The sequence below is a fragment of the Zobellia uliginosa genome (assembly GCF_018860745.1).
GTDB lineage: Bacteria > Bacteroidota > Bacteroidia > Flavobacteriales > Flavobacteriaceae > Zobellia > Zobellia uliginosa_B.
Genome location: NZ_JAHKPY010000014.1, coordinates 564,819 through 582,260 on the forward strand (window position 1 = coordinate 564,819; position 17,442 = coordinate 582,260).

A 17,442-nucleotide genomic window follows, 5' to 3' on the forward strand; every position below is an offset into this window, starting at 1 on the left:
AATAATAGCTTGTCTAGTTACCATGTTTTCAAATAATGTACGTGAAGAATTGGCTTCTAATTTTGTAATATGAAGAAAATTTGTTCTGTAGGTAAGAAGCATCTAAAAAAGCTGATTTTACTAATCATTGTACTTGCTGCATATTACTTCTGTCTCCCCAAGAACCTATTCAAATCTCCTACGGCTACTGTGGTAGAAAGTAAACAGGGCGGTTTGTTAGGTGCTATGATTGCAGAAGATGGTCAGTGGCGGTTTTCAGAAGTAGATAGTGTGCCCGCTAAGTTTAAAACCTGTATTCTACAATTTGAGGATGCTTATTTCTACAATCACCCTGGTTTTAATCCTTTTGCAATAACAAAGGCTATAGGAGCTAATTTAGAGGCAGGTAGAACTGTGCGTGGTGGTAGTACCCTAACGCAACAAGTAATTAGGCTCTCTAGAAAGGGAAAAGAACGATCTTATCTTGAAAAATGCATAGAACTTATCTTGGCTACTCGCCTTGAATTCAACCGCTCCAAAGATGACATTCTTAGGTTATACGCCAGCCATGCTCCTTTTGGAGGTAACGTTGTTGGTATTGATGTTGCCGCATGGCGGTATTTTGGATTGCGTCCGTATCAGCTTTCATGGGCAGAGTCCGCTACGTTGGCGGTTTTACCCAATGCGCCAAGTCTTATTTATCCAGGAAAAAATCAAACCAAACTTCTAAACAAACGAAATCGCCTATTAGAAAAGCTTTTTGAAAATGGGTTTATAAACAGAACAACGTATGACCTTTCTCTTTTAGAAAATCTTCCGCAGAAACCTTATCAGTTACCTAGAACAGCACCACATTTAGTACAGTATTTGGCAAAAGAGAATAAGGGAAAACGTATCAAAACTACTGTAGATGAGAATTTACAGCGAAATGTAAATGCTATAGTTCAAAAGCATCATCAAAATCTCAAACAAAATCAAGTACACAATGCTGCTGTTTTGGTTCTAGATGTTCATACAAGAAAGGTTTTGTCATACGTAGGCAACACACCTACATCAAAAGAGCATCAAAAAGATGTGGATATGGTACAAGCAAACAGAAGTACAGGAAGTGTTATAAAACCGTTACTTTATTCCGCTATGTTGGATGCCGGTGAATTGCTTCCGGACATGTTAGTTGCCGATGTTCCAACCCAAATAGCAGGGTATACACCTGAAAATTTTAACGAAAAATACAGTGGAGCCGTAGAGGCAAAAAAGGCTTTGGCCCGTTCTTTGAATATTCCCGCGGTTCGTTTGTTACAACAATATGGATTAGAAAAATTCAGAGGTCAATTAGATTTTTTTAAGCTGGGGGGAATCAATAAATCTGCAGATCATTATGGGTTAACGTTAATTCTGGGAGGCGCGGAAAGCAACTTGTGGGACCTTTGTAAAACCTATGCTAATTTGGCGTCTACTTTAAATCATTATAATGAAAGTTCAAGCGAATATTTTAATAATGAATTCACGAATTTAATTTTAAAAACCGACCGTGTAGTCGATTTTGGTGAAAAATCAATAGAGAAAACCATGTTTGATGCGGGAAGCATTTATCTGACTTTTGAGGCTATGAAGGAGGTAAATAGACCAGAAGGCGATGAATCTTGGCAGTTCTTCGATAGTAGTAAAAAGATTGCCTGGAAAACAGGAACCAGTTTTGGAAACAAAGATGCTTGGGCTATTGGAGTAACAGCAGACCATGTGGTCGGTATATGGGTTGGGAATGCAGATGGAGAGGGAAGACCAAATGTTTCAGGAGTGTCTTCTGCGGCGCCCTTATTATTCGACATCTTCAATGTACTTCCGCAAAGCAAATGGTTTCAAAAACCATTGGATGAGTTTATAGACATAAAGGTGTGCGCCCAAAGTGGATATCTTGCTACGGCTATTTGCCCATCAAAGACTATTTCTATTCCCAATAAACAGAACTACGTTTCAGAATGTAAATTTCATCAAACCATTTATTTAGATCAAGCAAGGCAATTTAGGGTCAATTCTTCCTGCTCGCAATTGGCTTCGGCCGTTTCGGAACCTTGGTTTATCTTGCCTCCTTTAATGGAGTTTTATTATCGCTCTAGCCATCCAACATATAAAGTGGTCCCTCCTTTTCTTAAAGGTTGTAGTAACGATATGGAATCGCAAATGGAATTTATTTACCCTACAAACGGAAGGCGTATTACCTTAACCAAAGGTTTTGATGGAAAAACGAACGAGCTCATTTTAAAATTAGCACATTCTAAGCCAGAAACTGAAGTATATTGGTATGTTGATGAAGAATTTGTTGGTCAAACTAAGAATTTTCATGAAATGGCTGTTCTTCCCAAGGTTGGCAAGCATAAGATCATGGTTTTGGATGCCTATGGCAATGAGATATTTGCGATGATATCAATAGAATAAAAATTGACTCTTTTCTCTGTGGATTATTGCGTATATTTATTTATATTTGCTGTGCTACACTATGCTACTTTGTGTGGTTTAAGCCTTAAACCCTAATTTTATGAAATACATAATATCGTTAGATCAAGGTACAACTAGTTCTCGGGCTTTGCTCGTTAATGAAGATGGCCAGATACAAGGTATGGTCCAAAAAGAGTTCAAACAGATTTTTCCAAAATCAGGTTGGGTAGAACATGACCCCAAGGAGATTTTGGAGACACAATTGGGCGTTTTGGAAGAATTGTTGAAAAAAGAAAAAGTTGATATTAATGATATTCAAGCAATAGGTATTACCAACCAACGTGAAACTACAATGGTTTGGGATAAAACTACCGGTGAACCGGTTTACAATGCCATTGTTTGGCAGGATAAACGTACGGCAGATATTTGTGAGCATTTAAAGAAGACCGGATTAACGGAACATGTTCGTCAAACTACTGGGCTTGTAATTGATTCCTATTTTTCTGGAACTAAGGTAAAATGGATTTTAGATAATGTTGAAGGAGCCCGTGCAAAAGCTGAAAATGGCGATTTGCTTATGGGAACTGTAGATACTTGGTTGGTATGGAATATGACCAATGGCGCAAATCATGTAACGGATTATACGAATGCATCTCGTACTATGATTTATGATATCGTAAACTTAAAATGGGATGATAAGATGCTTAAGGCACTTGGGATACCTAAACTGATGTTGCCAGAAGTAAAACCATCTGCACATCATTTTGGTGATTGCGAAATTAATGGAAAGAAAATACCCATTGCAGGAATTGCCGGAGATCAACAAGCAGCACTTTTCGGTCAAGGTTGTTTTAAAAAGGGAACCGCAAAGAATACTTATGGAACGGGCTGTTTTATGTTGATGAACACTGGGGAAACACCTCAGTTTTCGAAAAACGGATTGCTTACCACTATTGCTTACGGATTAGACGGAAAAGTAAACTATGCCCTAGAGGGCAGTATTTTTATTGCGGGAGCTGCTATACAATGGCTTCGCGACGGGTTGGAACTCATTACAGATGCTAAAGAAACTGAAGCCTTGGCGGATTCTGTAGAGGGTGAAAACCCTGTCTACGTGGTTCCTGCTTTTGCTGGTCTAGGAGCCCCTTATTGGGATATGTATGCTAGAGGGGCGGTATTCGGACTCACGAGAGATACAGGTAAGGCACACTTGGCAAAAGCTACTTTAGAGTCTTTGGCATATCAGACAAAAGACATTTTAAAAGCCATGGAAGATGATTCTGAGATTCAGTTGGCAAACCTTAGAGTAGATGGTGGGGCTTGTGCCAATAACCACCTAATGCAATTTCAGGCAGATATTTTAGATTCAGAGGTGCATCGCCCGGAAGTAATAGAATCTACGGCAATGGGAGCTGCATTTTTAGCAGGTATTCAAGTAGGGCTTTGGAAACAGGAAGATGTTGATCAAAACAGACCAATGAACAGAATCTTTAAGCCTACCTTTGATCGTGTAAAACGCAAACGTCTGTATAAAAAATGGAAACAGGCCGTTGAGCGCACCAAAGGATGGGATGATAAATAAGGAATAGTGAAAACTGTACATAGAAAGATATAGACCTATGAAAAATATAAGGTTCTCAAATTTAGATAGAGCAAAAACAATACAGGATTTAACCAATGACACATACGATTTGGTTGTGATTGGTGGTGGTATTACTGGCGGTGGAATTGCTTTGGATGCAGCTTCACGCGGATTGAAAGTGGCCTTAGTTGAAAAAGGCGACTTTGCATCTGGTACCAGTAGTAAATCCACCAAACTAATTCATGGTGGGTTGCGTTACTTAAAGCAATTTGATTTTTGGTTGGTGAAAGAAGTAGGGTCAGAGCGGGCAATCGTTCACAAGTTGGCGCCGCACTTAGTACTTCCGGAAAAAATGTTGTTGCCCCTTATCGAAAACGGTTCGTACGGAAAATGGTTAACATCCATTGGGTTAAAGGTGTATGATATTTTGGCACAGGTTACCGGAGAGGACAAACGTAAGATGTTAGAGAAGAAAGAGGCTATGAAGTTAGAACCTTTACTTCCTAAAAAAATAGTAAAAGGTGCTGGATACTATGCAGAGTACCGTACAGATGATGCGCGTTTAACAATCGAGAATATCAAATCCAGTTTATTGTTTGGTGCCCAGGCATTGAATTACGCTTCTGTGGAAGATTTTATTTATGTAGATGATAAAGTGGCTGGGGTTAAGGTGAAAGACGGTGTTAGTGGTGCTACATTCAGTATTAAGTCCAAATATGTTATAAGTGCAGCTGGCCCATGGGTAGATGAGCTAAGAAGCACTAACAATTCCAAAAAGGGAAAACAGTTGCATTTAACCAAAGGGGTTCATTTGGTATTTCCAAAAGAAAAATTGCCAATAAAACAATCGGTATATTTTGATGTTCCAGATGGTAGAATGATGTTTGCCATTCCGCGTGGAAAAATAACCTATGTAGGTACAACAGATACCAATTTTAATAAGGACAAGGATAATGTTCGTACAGATTTGGCGGATGCTATCTATCTTATTTCTGCGGTAAACAATATGTTTCCTAGTATTAATTTAGAAATGGAGGATATTGTTTCTTCTTGGGCAGGTTTACGTCCATTAATTCATGAAGAAGGTAAATCTGCTTCTGAGCTATCTAGAAAAGATGAAATTTTCACTTCAGATACGGGTCTTATTAGTATTGCGGGAGGTAAGCTTACGGGTTATCGTAAAATGGCAGAAAGGGTTGTGGACCGTATAGCCAAGAAAATGGAAGAGGAAGATGGTACTGAGCTAAAAGATTGTTTTACGGAAAAGATATTCTTATGTGGTAATGTGGACTTCAAGAAATTTAAGCATGTAGAAAAGTATATTTCCGAAGTTTATAGTCGCATTAAGCCCGAAGGTTTCTCCAAACATGATGCATGGTTCTTAGTTACCAACTACGGTAAGCAAACCGAAATGATTCTTGATGATTATGCGGTTTTAAAGGATACTGACAAGTACGTTCGTATGGCAAAAGCCGAACTTCATTTTGGTATTGATTATGAAATGGTTCAAAATCCAATGGACTTCTTTATTAGAAGAACAGGTAGATTATATTTTGATATTGATAGCGTTCGTTTGTTAATGGAACCTATCCTAGAAGAATTTAAATCTATTTTTTCCGTTGATGATGAACAGGTTTCTCAATGGAGAGAAATTTTAATGAAAGAATTAGACGAACACTCCAACTTTACGCTAGACAGAATATAGGTAAGTTAGGGAAGATATTTAAAGTAATTATGTTGAGTGAGAAATCGGTCCGTTATCCAAAGAAACGGGCCGATTTTATTTTTTCTATACTCATAGGTTAGTCCAGCTTATCCGTTAGGGCCTTAAATACTTTTTTAGCACTTTTATCTTCATAAAGTACAGCATATACGGCATCAATAATTGGGACTTTCACCTTCTTTTTAAACTTTGATTTTATTTCATAGGCACTTTTGGCGGCATAATAACCTTCGGCTACCATACGCATTTCCATTTGAGCGCTTTTTACGGTATACCCTTTCCCTATCATATTACCAAACATACGGTTGCGACTAAAAGTAGAATACCCAGTAACCAATAAATCACCTAGATAGGCAGATTCATTAATATTGCGATCTATTTTATGAATACGTTTGGTGTAACGTTTCATCTCACGGATGGCGTTGCTCATCAGCACGCTTTGGAAATTATCTCCATAACCCAATCCATGGGCAATACCTGCAGCAATTGCATAAATGTTTTTAAGCATTGCTGCATATTCTGTTCCTATAATATCATTAGTGACTTTAGTTTTTATATAATCGCTACTTAAATTTTTTGCAACATATTCAGCTTTTTCCGTATCTGCACAAGCAATAGTAAGGTATGACAAACGCTCTAGTGCAACTTCTTCTGCATGGCATGGACCTGTAATTACCCCAATATTCTCAAAAGGAATACCATAAGTCTCATGAAAATGCTCGCCAACAATCAATCCGGTTTCAGGAACAATACCTTTTATTGCGGAAAAAACAATTTTATCCTTTAACGATGTTTTTATTTTCTTCAATTCTCCACCAACAAATGCAGATGGAATTGCAAATATTAATATATCGGAATTGCTAACGGCCTTGTTAATATCATCCGTTAACTCTAATTGATTCGTATCAAAAGTAACCGAGGTTAAATAATTTGGATTGTGTTTTTGAATGTTGATAAAACCCACGGCATCTGAGTTCCGCATGTACCAACCTACTTTTTCTTGGTTTACACAGAGCATTTTAACAATGGCCGTGGCCCAGCTTCCGCCGCCTAATACTGTAAATTTTTGGTTCATAGCGCTAAAATAAATGGCTTACTTACTATTAAGTGGTTGATTATCGGTATTGGAGTTTCGCTCGGTACAAAATTAGTTAATTTATAAATTTAAACCTTAAGGTCTGATTAATAGCACGTTAAGAATAATGGCATGGTGCTTGTTTTATGTTGTAAGAATCACAACACCAGTATTATGAAGACAAAACTACTTTTAACTTCCATTTTGATAGCCACTTTAATGACCTCGTGCTATACTGAGGTTATTGTAGAAGATGAATTTATAGATGAGCCAGTATATAATACGAGCCAAGTATTGCACTCCTATGACCTTTGGTATGTAGATATAAACGCAACTAGGGGACACGGTGAAGTTCCTTTTATCCAAAGGGCATTTACCATCTCTTTTAATAGAGGCACATTATATGCTAACAATAACATTGTAGGTATAGGTAAGACCGGAAACGGTTTTGGTATAGATATAGGGTATTATGATACGGTTCGTGGTGCTGTAGACATTGATCATGATATAGATGGACAATGGTTTTTAGATGTTTTTGCCGTAAATGGGAATACTATAGAATTATATGATGCCCGTTCGGATACTTCATATTATTTAAAAGGATATGATATAGGGAATTTTGATTATGACATGTTGTTCTATGAGAACATAAATTACTTTTTACAGGAATATGATGCTTGGGAAAAAACCTATACAAGTCTTGAGGGAGCGTTAAATGAGTTTGATAATGAGAACTTTTTACAGTTTCAACCTACCTTCTTTAGGTCGTCTATTGACCCAGTAGGAACACCTCTGGTAAACCTTAAGTGGGATTTTGAAGGAGATTACTCGGTGTATGACACAGCAGCCGATGAAACGCTTAAAACTTTAACACTGGCGTACCGTTCATCGAGCAATGATTACTTTGAATTGTACGTTATTAATGAGAGCACAATTGAGCTTTATCACCCAAGTAGTAAAACAGTATATGAGTTTCGGGGAAAAGGATATCAAGAGTACTTAAAAGCCGGAAAGGGCACAGTAGAAAAAAAGAGAAAAAAGACTTCTAATCCCATTATGAATGTGAAAAGAAGTAGAGATATATAAACGTTTTTTGGTTGGTTATTTAGTTAGAAATCGCCCTGGGCAGCAATGCTTGGGGCGGTTTTTTTTATCTCTTAATTGCGCGTTATAATTTTCAAAATAATGGATTATAGGTAACTTTCTGGTTTACAGATAACTGTTTAAGTATATTTTGAAATGCATTTAATCTCTAAGTCTATGGCTTATAGGGTATTTTGACTTATTTTTGCCCGCTTAAAATCCCAATGTCGTGAAGAAGTATCTTAATTTGTTCGATTTTAAGCAAAAGGTGGATTATAAGACCGAGATTCTTTCCGGCCTAACTGTAGCCTTGGCTTTGGTTCCTGAAGCTATTGCGTTTGCCCTCATTCCGGGTTTTTCTCCCTTAACAGGTTTGTACGCTGCGTTTATACTTTGTTTGGTAACCTCTATTTTAGGGGGTCGCCCTGGTATGATATCCGGAGCTACGGGTGCCGTTGCAGTTATTTTTGTTGGACTTATCTTAGAATTAAAGCGCACTTTTCCTGGTATTGAACCAGAAACGATATTGAATTATGTCTTTGCGACCGTGATTATTGCGGGTGTACTACAGATATTGGCCGGTGTGCTTAGGCTAGGTAAATTTATTCGTTTGGTACCGCATCCCGTAATGTTCGGATTTGTAAATGGGTTGGCCATCATTATTTTTATGGCGCAATTTCCTAATTTCTATCAAAAGGGAACAGAAGATTTATTAACAGGGTCACCTATGTACATTATGTTGGGGCTCACGCTTTTAACAATGTTGATTATATGGGGTTTTCCTAAGTTGACTAAAGCTATACCTTCTTCTTTGCTCGCTATTATCGTTGTTTCAGGAATCGTTATTGGTTTTGGTGTAGATACGTTAACAGTTGCGGATACTATGGGGCCAGGTGAAACCATTAAAGGTGGTTTTCCTCCATTGTCCATACCTCAGTTGCCAATGACGCTTAAAACATTGAGTATTATATTTCCTTACGCCGCAATTGTTGCTGGTGTTGGTCTGATCGAGAGCTTGTTGACATTGAATATTATTGATGAAATTACGGATACCCGCGGTAGTGGTAACAAAGAATGTGTAGCTCAGGGTACAGCGAATATCCTATCCGGATTCTTATCTGGTATGGGTGGTTGTGCTATGATCGGACAGAGTTTAATTAATACATCTTCGGGTGCAAGAGCGCGTTTGTCCGGTATTACTGCAGCCGTAATGCTTTTAGTATTCATAATGTTCGGTTCTAGCCTAATCGAGCAATTGCCTATGGCGGCTTTGGTAGGCTTGATGTTTATGGTTGCCATCGGTACTTTTGAATGGGCTAGCTTCAAGACTTTTGGAAAAATGCCGAAGTCGGATGTTGTGGTTATGGTCTTAGTAACGTTGATTACAGCTATTACGCACAACCTTGCTATTGCTGTTCTATTAGGTGTTGTGATTTCTGCATTGGCATACTCTTGGGAAAATGCAAAACGTATTAGAGCAAGAAAATTCACAGATGACAATGGCGTGAAACATTATGAAATATACGGACCGTTATTTTTTGGCTCAACTACCTTGTTTGCTGAGAAATTTGATATTCAGAACGACCCAAAAGAAGTTATAATCGACTTTAAAGAAAGCCGTGTAGCGGATATGTCCGGTATAGAAGCACTGAATAAAATTACGGAACGCTACGCAAAAGCCGGTAAAAAAGTACATTTACGTCACTTAAGTAAAGATTGCATTCGCCTTTTAGAAAATGCTGTTGATATTATTGATGTAAATGTCTTAGAAGACCCTACTTACAAAGTAGCAGTTGATAAAGCGAATGCTTAGGCTAAAGATGTGAGTAAGGCCTTTACTCATTTGTAATGCTGTTATTCTCCACCGTAAAGTTTGTAAACCTCAGAACCAGCGCTTAGAAAAGCCCCTGTGCCGTATACTTCGGTTTTGTCCGGCCAAGCTTTACCTGGTGCGGCACCAATTGGTTGTACATAGCCTAACATGCCGTCTTTGGTAACGTGTCCTACCATTGCATTCCAGCCTTTTTTTACCGCAGGCTCATAAGTGGCCTTGTCTAAAATACCATGGTTTATACCCCATGCCAATCCGTAAACATAAAATGATGAACCGCTCGTTTCTGTTGTTGGGTAAAAGTCCAGTCCTAAAAGGCTCATGGCCCAATGTCCTTCTGGAGTTTGTATTTTGAGTATTTTTTCGGCCATTTTGGTATAGATATCCAAGAAGTATTTGTAGCCTTCGCTTTGCGGGTCTAGTTCGTTCATAATATTGGTGAGACCGGCAAAAACCCAGCCATTTCCTCTAGACCAAAAGATTTTTGTGCCATTGTCCAGCTGACTAAAATAGCGTTCATCCCTGTAGTAAAGATTTTCGTCTTTATCAAAAAGAAAATCCGTTGAAGCCTTAAATTCACCGACCATAAAGTCTAGATACTTTTTCTCCCCTGTTTCTTTGTACAACTTAGCCCATACAGGAGGTGACATGAAAAGGGCATCACACCAGTTCCAGCGATCTTGGTGATATGGTGTTTCCCATTCCAAAGAGCTCAACGAAGGATGATACATGATAAAATTAAATTGTTCCTTGGTAGGGGCAATCATTCTTTCATCTCCATATTTTCGGAAAAGTTCAACATACATCTGCCCTACGGCATGATCATCTGCATGATATTTTCGTTTGTACAGTTGCCATTCATTTTCTTCGCCTATGTTTTTCAACCATTCATAATACGCATCATCGTCTGCCATAGCGGCCCATTTTACCATACCTACATAAAGCGCTGCATTTGTCCAATCTAACGGGTGATGCGGCTGTTTACGATTGCTATAAAGCTCTTTGAAATTTTTAATTTGCCAATCGGCAACGCGTTGCATATTTTCTTTAACTTTTTTTGGTTTTATCTTTTGAGAAAAAGACGTGTTCGTACACGAAAAAACAAGGATGACAAGAGAAAAACGTAAAATTGATTTCAAAATAATAGAGTTTAAGTGAAATGAGAACTACTAATATATTCAAAAAAAATATGCCGTCACCTTATTTTTTAATAGGATAACGACATATTGATATAAAATTGATGCTACTAAAGTGTGCGCAGGTACTCTGCAACAGCTCTAGTGTCTTCCTCAGAAAGATTCTGATTTAGCATAATAGCATTATTATATTCCTTAAGTAACGCTTTTGCAATTGGATCTTCTTTAAGCATTTTGTCAGGGTTGGCAATCATGTTCATAACCCATGATGGACTTCTTCTTTCATAAACACCTTTTAAGGCTGGGCCAATTAAACGTTTGTCTACCATATGACAAGCAGTACAAACGGCCTTGAATTTTGCTTCGCCCGCAGCTGCCATTTCAGTATCGATATCCGCGTCAAAAGAAATATCTTTGTAGGGTCCAACACCTTGGTTATCCATGTCTACGGGTACACCTTCGGATTTGGCTTCTACCGCTTTGGTTTCGGTTTTAGTTCTGTTCATTTCAAAACCACCCTTTTTTTCTTCTTTTTTCTCTTCGCCACAGCTGGCAAGTAAAGCACCAAGTGCTAATACGCTCAATAATTTTTTCATCTTATGCCTTTTTCAATGTTCAAGCCTTTAGTGCGGCTTTTATTTGCGTCGCTAATATAACGATTCACTAAATTTAAACCATGTCTTGCACAAATTTAATTGCTGTTTTTTCTGAGTAATATAGGTTAGAAGGCGCTACAAAGCCCACGTGACCACCAAAATCGGGAACTTTAAAATACAGATTTGAATTTTCCTTGGCTTCGGTATAAGGATAACATTCTTCGCCCAGAAATGAATCGTTCTTTGCATTTACTATAAGTGTTGGTACTTTAATCTTGGGTAAGAATTGACGGCAGCTACACTGTTCATAGTAATCAATTGCATTTTTGAAGCCGTGGGCCCTGCTTGTATAGATATCATCAAAATCCTTTAAGGTTTTGATCTGGTCTATATCATTTGTTGATAGGTTATCTGGAAACATTTTTTGTTTTGGATAGAGTTTTGCTACCAAGTGATTTTTAAATCGCTTTGCATAGAGGTAGTTTTTGGCGGACATTAGTTCTTTAAGTGAACTATGAAGGTTGCAAGGAACGGAAATGCCTATTACTGCTTTTAGTTCAGGAGGTAGTATACGATCTTCACCAGTATATTTTAAAGCCATATTCCCGCCCAAGCTTACTCCTTTTATATAGATTTCAGAATATTCTTGCTTTTCTAGAATATGTTGCACCACTGCATCCAAATCTTCAGTTGCACCGGAATGGTAGGAGCGAAAAAGGCGATTGGTTTCTCCGCTGCATCCTCTAAAATTAACGGCACAGGCGTCAACTCCATCCAAGTTAAAGGCTTTTGCGCTTCCCGTTATGTAGGGGCGTTGCGCGTTTCCCTCAAGGCCATGCAGTAAAATAATTACCTTTTCTGATTTGGTTTTTGCATAGCTCCAATCCAAATCCATGAAATCACCATCCTCAAGTTCTAGCCGTTCTCTTTGTTGTTCCAGCCCTTCTATTCGTCTAAATAGACCGGAATATACGGTAGATAGATGTCCGTTTTTGAATATAAAATTAGGATTGTAATCAGAAGGAAGTATAGGCATTTGAAACTAGTATTTATGAACGAAACAGGTTGAATTATAGGCTATAACCACTCTCAAAAAATGATGCTATTTGAATGATTACCCATGTTAATCTTTATTGTAAATTTAGCCATGTCAAAAATAGCACGAAAATGTAGGCATTTAGACGCCATCACTGAAGTAAAGCAAAATCAGGTTTACGAATGTGAGGAATGTATAAAAATTGGCGATAGCTGGGTTCATTTGCGTACTTGCCAAACTTGTGGAACAACCCTATGTTGTGATAGTTCTCCCAATCAACATGCTAGTAAACACGCACAATCTAGCGGCCACCCCGTAATTAGCAGTGCAGAACCAGAAGAGAGATGGCTTTGGTGCTATCCTGATGAACTAATAGCTAGATACTAAATTATGAACGATCCTAGATTTCCGGAGTTACCGCAAAGCCATATCAATATATTAAAAGAATATGGTAAGGTGGAATCGTATACAGAAGATACCGTAATATTTGAGTTGGCAGAATTGAAATATGATTTTTTTGTTGTTCTAGAAGGCGAAATAGCGGTCTTGGACCCAAATAACGATAAGAAAATAATAGTGGTTCATGGTAAAAGTGAATTTTCGGGAGATAGTGGAATGCTTTCCGATCGTGGAGCTCAATTCAGGGCAGTTGCTAAGGCAGGTTCTAAGCTTTTAAGAATTACGCCTACCAAGTTAAAAGAAGCCATTGCCAAGTATAGCAATTTAAGCGATTTGTTGCTTAACGCTTTTTTACAGCGTCAAGATACTATTTTGAATGAATACGTAGGCGGTATTAAACTAGTGGGATCCGGTAATTCAAAAGAAGCGTATGCTATTCGGGATTTCATGGACAAGAATTACATCTGGTATAACTTTTTGGATGTAGACCAAACAAATGAAGCCAAGGATTTGCTTAACAACTTTGACCTCTCTGATAACGACTTGCCCCTTATGATATGTAACGGCGGTCAGTTGCATATGAAACCAACATTGGACGAGGTGGCACGCTTCTCTGGCGTTTTAATGGATTTTGAAGATAAGATATTTGATCTATTGGTTATAGGTGCAGGTCCTTCTGGTTTGGCGGCTAGTGTTTATGCGGCTTCCGAAGGCTTAAGCGTTGTAACCATAGATAGTAGTGCGCCAGGCGGGCAGGCAGGTAAAAGCTCAAAAATTGAGAATTATTTGGGTTTCCCCACGGGAATTTCCGGACATGATTTGGCCAACCGCGCTTATGTTCAGGCTCAAAAATTTGGGTGTAATATCTCTATTCCGCACAGGGCGGAAAAGATTGAACACACAGGAACTCATTTTATCCTTTCTGCCACTAACGGAAAAGTAATTAAGGCAAAGTCTCTCATGGCTGCTACGGGAGCAAATTATCGTCAATTACCTATTGATACGATTGAGAAATACGAGGGTAGTGGAGTTTATTATTCGGCTACGGGTATGAATGCTTCGGCTTGTAAAAGCGAATTGGTTGGTGTTGTTGGTGGAGGGAACTCCGCTGGGCAAGCAGCATTATTTCTTGCCGATTATGCCAAAGAGGTGCATGTTGTGCTTAGGGGAGGAGATTTGGGCTCAAAAATGAGCGATTACTTGGTCCAGCGTATTGTGGCGGCACCAAATATACATGTGCAGTTACATTCTCAAGTAACGGAATTGTATGGAGAGCACCATTTGGAATCTCTTCTTTTGGAGACCAGTGAGGGTAAGAAAACCAAAATGAACATTACAAATCTGTTTACCTTTATTGGTGCAAAACCATGTACGGAATGGCTAGAAGGTGTCGTGGCAACAGATGAAAAAGGATTTGTTTGTACAGGTCCGGGCATTAATAAAGAAGACCTTCATATGTGCAATATTTACACGAAACGAAAACCGCAGTCTTTGGAAACCAGTATACCGGGATTCTTTGCTGTAGGCGATGTTCGTAAGGGTTCTGTAAAAAGGGTAGCTTCCGCTGTAGGAGAAGGTTCAATGGCCGTTAGTCAAGTACATCAGTTCTTGGGCGAATTAAGAGCTTCAGAAGCAAGTATGCAAGCATAAAAATTAAAAAATGTCGTCATTATTAACCTTATGAAAAATAATACTGGTGACGACATTTTTACAGAATGTTTTTACTTCGGATATTTTTCTAGAACCATTATCTGATTTTCAATAGCCGATTTAAACTCGGCTTTTAAATCGGAAATAAGTTCGGCTACAGGAACAGAATTATCGATCATGGCGGAACCTTGTCCGGCAGACCAGATAGTTTTCCAAGCTTTTGCTTCGGTATCGAGCTCCTTACCAAAGTCAATCTTTGTGTCCTTTTTAAGATCTTCCTCGGTTATTCCAGCTGCTTTTAAGCTAGCACCCAAGAAATTGGCATGAACACCGGAAATAGAAGCGGTATACACCACATCATTTGCCCCTGCATCAATAATCATTTTTTTGTATTCGTCAGATGCTTTACTTTCGTCTGTGTTAATGAAGCGCGTGCCCATATACGCTAAATCCGCTCCCATTTGTAATGCCGAAGCAATGTCACGACCCGTACTAATACAGCCTGAAAGAATAATTGTTTTATGGAAAAACTTCTTTACTTCGGCAACTAAAGTCATAGGGTTAATAGTACCTGCATGGCCACCTGCGCCTGCAGCAACTAAGATTAATCCATCCACACCAGCTTCCTGAGCTTTTTCTGCATGGCGTTTTTTGATAATGTCGTGAAATACTAGTCCGCCATAACTATGAATAGCATCTACTACCATGGAAACCGCACCTAAAGAAGTAATTATAATAGGCACTTTATGTTTTACACAGAGCTTTATATCTGCTTCAAGTCTTGGATTAGTTGGGTGTACGATAAGATTTACGCCAAAAGGTGCAGGTTTCTTGCCTGTTTCCTTTTCAAATTTATCCAGTTCTGTTTTTATTTCAATTAGCCATTCTTCAAAACCTTCACTAGTGCGTTGGTTCAGTGCCGGAAAAGTTCCCACAATACCGTTTTTACAACATTCAGTAACCAATTTGGGGCCTGATATTAAGAACATTGGGGCTGCAATAGCGGGTAATGCCAATTCATTTATAAAGGAAGGCTTAGTGCTCATATCATCTGTTTTTAGAAACAATTAAAAATAGCTTTTAAATTTTAATGTGGAATTCCTCTGTTTATCAAAACTATGGTATTTTTGCATATTATTATGCATGCATAATAAATTAATTCGTGAAATATGTATCTAAAGAGCTTTGAAATACGTTGGAGCGATGTTGACGCGAACCGTCATTTGGCCAACTCTGCCTATGTTAATTTTATGAGCCACACCCGAATAACCTATTTAGCAGAAATAGGTTTTGGCCACGACATTCTTATGGAAAAGGAGATGGGTCCGGTTGTTTTTTACGAGCATATGTATTATTTCAAGGAAATTTTTCCCGGCAGACCTGTAAAAGTTTCTATGCAAGTGATGGGTATGAGTGAAGATGGAAAGTTTTTTAAGTTTCACCATAATTTTTACGATTACAAAGGACGAAATTTTGCGCATTGCGAAATGATGGGTGCTTGGATGAATTTAAAAACCAGGAAACTAACTGGTTTGACCGATGACCTTTTAGCTAAGTTTAATGATGTTGAAAAACCTGAAGGTTATAGCGTGTTGAGTAAAGCAGATACTAGAAAGTTCGCTAAGGCTCCAAAGGATTTGGTTTAGGTTTTTTACTGGCCAAATAAACTCCTAGAAATACCAGGCAACCCGCTATGATTTTAAGCGTAGTAAGGTTATCCTGTCCTGTGGCTACTGCAAAAAGAATACCTAACAATGGCTGAATGTACACGAACGCACTTAATGTGGATGCCTTTAGCTGTGTGAGGGCAAATATATTGAACAGGTAGGTGCAAAATGTAGTTCCTAAAACTACGAATGCAATTTTCCACAAAGCTTCAAAAGGAAGATTGGACCAGTCTATGGCTAGAAATTCATGATACCCAAATGGCAAGCAAATAAGTATACCCATGGTAAACAACCATTTCATAAAGGTAAAAGGATGGTACTTTGCAATCAAAGTTTTAGCGCCAATAAGGTAAGATCCATAAAATACGGAATTCATAAAAATGAGAAAATTACCCAGTGGAATGTTGGGAGCGTCTTGTCTTGTCTCACTTCCAAAGAATATAAGGCCTAGAGCACCTAAAAGTCCGATTAAAATGCCCACTATCTTTTTAGGTATGATTTTTTCCTTTATCAGGACTGCGGAAAGTAGAACTACGATAATTGGCGTTGTAGTTATTAAAACGGCACTATTAATAGGAGTAGATAGCGATAGTCCTTTAAAGAAAACCAACATATTAAAACCCATACCCAAGAGGGCGCAAACAAACATTCTGAGATAGTCTTTTCTTTCTATTTTTTCTTTTGGTCCAAAAAAAGAAATACTCCAAAATAGTATGGAAGCGCCAATAACCCGAAGCATAATAAAACCAAAAGGTTGCACATGGTTGGGCATCACCCCTTTTGCAATAGTGTGGTTAAGTGCGTAAATTATGGTTGCCCCTATTGCTGCTAATATGGCTAGTGTTCGTCTACTCAATGGTGTAGAGCCTGTTTTGCGGCCTCCACCACTTTTTTACTGTTACCTACGAATATTTGGTCATTTATAATGATAACCGGTCTTTTCAAAAAAGTATAATGATTTAGAATCAAATCTTTCAACTCAGCTTCTGAAGATTGTTTTTCATGTAGCCCCATTTCTCTATAAAGCCTAGCTCTTTTGCTAAAAAGGGATTCATAGCTGCCAGCAAGTTTTTCCATTTGCTCAAGCTGTTCAACCGTTATGGCCTCTGTTTTAATATCTTGAAGAGTTACCCCATCCAAAGGTTGCAGTTCTTTAAGTATCCTTTTGCAGGTATCACAGGTACTGAGGTGGTAAATCTTTTTCATATTTCTTAACATTAATTCACTTTGCAAAGAAACCCAATTCAGT

General features: G+C 38.4%; 15 protein-coding genes. 8 read left to right on the forward strand and 7 right to left on the reverse strand.

The features are described from left to right. Window positions 1-69 precede the first annotated feature (69 nt). The 3 genes from pbpC to KO521_RS17380 all read left to right on the forward strand — a co-directional run bounded on the left by pbpC (window position 70) and on the right by KO521_RS17380 (window position 5,702). Window positions 70-2,415 (forward strand): penicillin-binding protein 1C, encoded by a 2,346-nt coding sequence (gene pbpC, locus KO521_RS17370; RefSeq protein WP_215941173.1) that lies wholly within the window; start codon window positions 70-72, stop codon window positions 2,413-2,415. Between the two features lie 100 nt (window positions 2,416-2,515). Then, entirely contained in the window at window positions 2,516-3,997 is a 1,482-nt protein-coding gene (gene glpK, locus KO521_RS17375) for a glycerol kinase GlpK (RefSeq protein ID WP_215941174.1), read from the forward strand. A gap of 37 nt (window positions 3,998-4,034) precedes the next feature. Next, entirely contained in the window at window positions 4,035-5,702 is a 1,668-nt protein-coding gene (locus KO521_RS17380) for a glycerol-3-phosphate dehydrogenase/oxidase (protein ID WP_215941175.1), read from the forward strand. Between the two features lie 97 nt (window positions 5,703-5,799). On the opposite strand, the gene KO521_RS17385 is transcribed toward KO521_RS17380, so the two are convergent. Then, on the reverse strand, window positions 5,800-6,795 hold the full coding sequence (locus KO521_RS17385; protein WP_215941176.1) for an NAD(P)H-dependent glycerol-3-phosphate dehydrogenase: 996 nt from the start codon (window positions 6,793-6,795) through the stop codon (window positions 5,800-5,802). A gap of 174 nt (window positions 6,796-6,969) precedes the next feature. Here KO521_RS17385 and KO521_RS17390 point away from each other — a divergent pair, with 174 nt between their 5' ends. Beyond that, window positions 6,970-7,881, forward strand: coding sequence for a nicotinic acid mononucleotide adenyltransferase (locus KO521_RS17390; protein ID WP_215941177.1), 912 nt, complete (start codon window positions 6,970-6,972; stop codon window positions 7,879-7,881). A 226-nt stretch (window positions 7,882-8,107) separates the two neighbouring features. Further along, a complete protein-coding gene (locus KO521_RS17395) occupies window positions 8,108-9,691 on the forward strand; it encodes a SulP family inorganic anion transporter (protein ID WP_215941178.1) in 1,584 nt (527 codons plus the stop codon). Between the two features lie 41 nt (window positions 9,692-9,732). Here KO521_RS17395 and KO521_RS17400 read toward each other — a convergent pair whose 3' ends face one another. From KO521_RS17400 to KO521_RS17410, 3 genes are all read right to left on the reverse strand, one after another. Beyond that, on the reverse strand, window positions 9,733-10,848 hold the full coding sequence (locus tag KO521_RS17400; protein WP_215941179.1) for a glycoside hydrolase family 88/105 protein: 1,116 nt from the start codon (window positions 10,846-10,848) through the stop codon (window positions 9,733-9,735). Between the two features lie 107 nt (window positions 10,849-10,955). Continuing rightward, window positions 10,956-11,441, reverse strand: coding sequence for a c-type cytochrome (locus KO521_RS17405; RefSeq protein ID WP_215941180.1), 486 nt, complete (start codon window positions 11,439-11,441; stop codon window positions 10,956-10,958). Between the two features lie 73 nt (window positions 11,442-11,514). Further along, window positions 11,515-12,477, reverse strand: a complete 963-nt coding sequence (locus KO521_RS17410) for a YheT family hydrolase (protein ID WP_215941181.1) — start codon at window positions 12,475-12,477, stop codon at window positions 11,515-11,517. A 111-nt stretch (window positions 12,478-12,588) separates the two neighbouring features. On the opposite strand from KO521_RS17410, the gene KO521_RS17415 reads away from it, so the two are divergent. Further along, complete coding sequence (locus tag KO521_RS17415; RefSeq protein WP_215941182.1) at window positions 12,589-12,864, forward strand: UBP-type zinc finger domain-containing protein; 276 nt, start codon at window positions 12,589-12,591, stop codon at window positions 12,862-12,864. A gap of 3 nt (window positions 12,865-12,867) precedes the next feature. Further along, a complete protein-coding gene (locus KO521_RS17420; RefSeq protein WP_215941183.1) occupies window positions 12,868-14,526 on the forward strand; it encodes an FAD-dependent oxidoreductase in 1,659 nt (552 codons plus the stop codon). A gap of 71 nt (window positions 14,527-14,597) precedes the next feature. Here the strand turns inward: KO521_RS17420 and KO521_RS17425 are convergent, their stop codons facing one another. Continuing rightward, window positions 14,598-15,572 carry an NAD(P)H-dependent flavin oxidoreductase gene (locus tag KO521_RS17425; RefSeq protein WP_215941184.1) on the reverse strand — a complete coding sequence of 325 codons (975 nt, stop codon included), beginning with the start codon at window positions 15,570-15,572 and terminating at the stop codon, window positions 14,598-14,600. 123 nt (window positions 15,573-15,695) lie between these two features. Between KO521_RS17425 and KO521_RS17430 the strand changes: the two genes are divergently transcribed. Then, window positions 15,696-16,172, forward strand: a complete 477-nt coding sequence (locus tag KO521_RS17430; RefSeq protein WP_215941185.1) for an acyl-CoA thioesterase — start codon at window positions 15,696-15,698, stop codon at window positions 16,170-16,172. Here KO521_RS17430 and KO521_RS17435 read toward each other — a convergent pair. Both KO521_RS17435 and KO521_RS17440 read right to left on the reverse strand, forming a co-directional pair. Beyond that, complete coding sequence (locus tag KO521_RS17435; RefSeq protein WP_215941186.1) at window positions 16,147-17,049, reverse strand: DMT family transporter; 903 nt, start codon at window positions 17,047-17,049, stop codon at window positions 16,147-16,149. The two genes, KO521_RS17430 and KO521_RS17435, sit on opposite strands and share 26 nt — an antisense overlap. After that, window positions 17,046-17,399, reverse strand: a complete 354-nt coding sequence (locus tag KO521_RS17440; RefSeq protein ID WP_215941187.1) for an arsenate reductase family protein — start codon at window positions 17,397-17,399, stop codon at window positions 17,046-17,048. The genes KO521_RS17435 and KO521_RS17440 overlap by 4 nt, the downstream gene beginning before the upstream one ends. Between the last annotated feature and the right edge of the window lie 43 nt (window positions 17,400-17,442).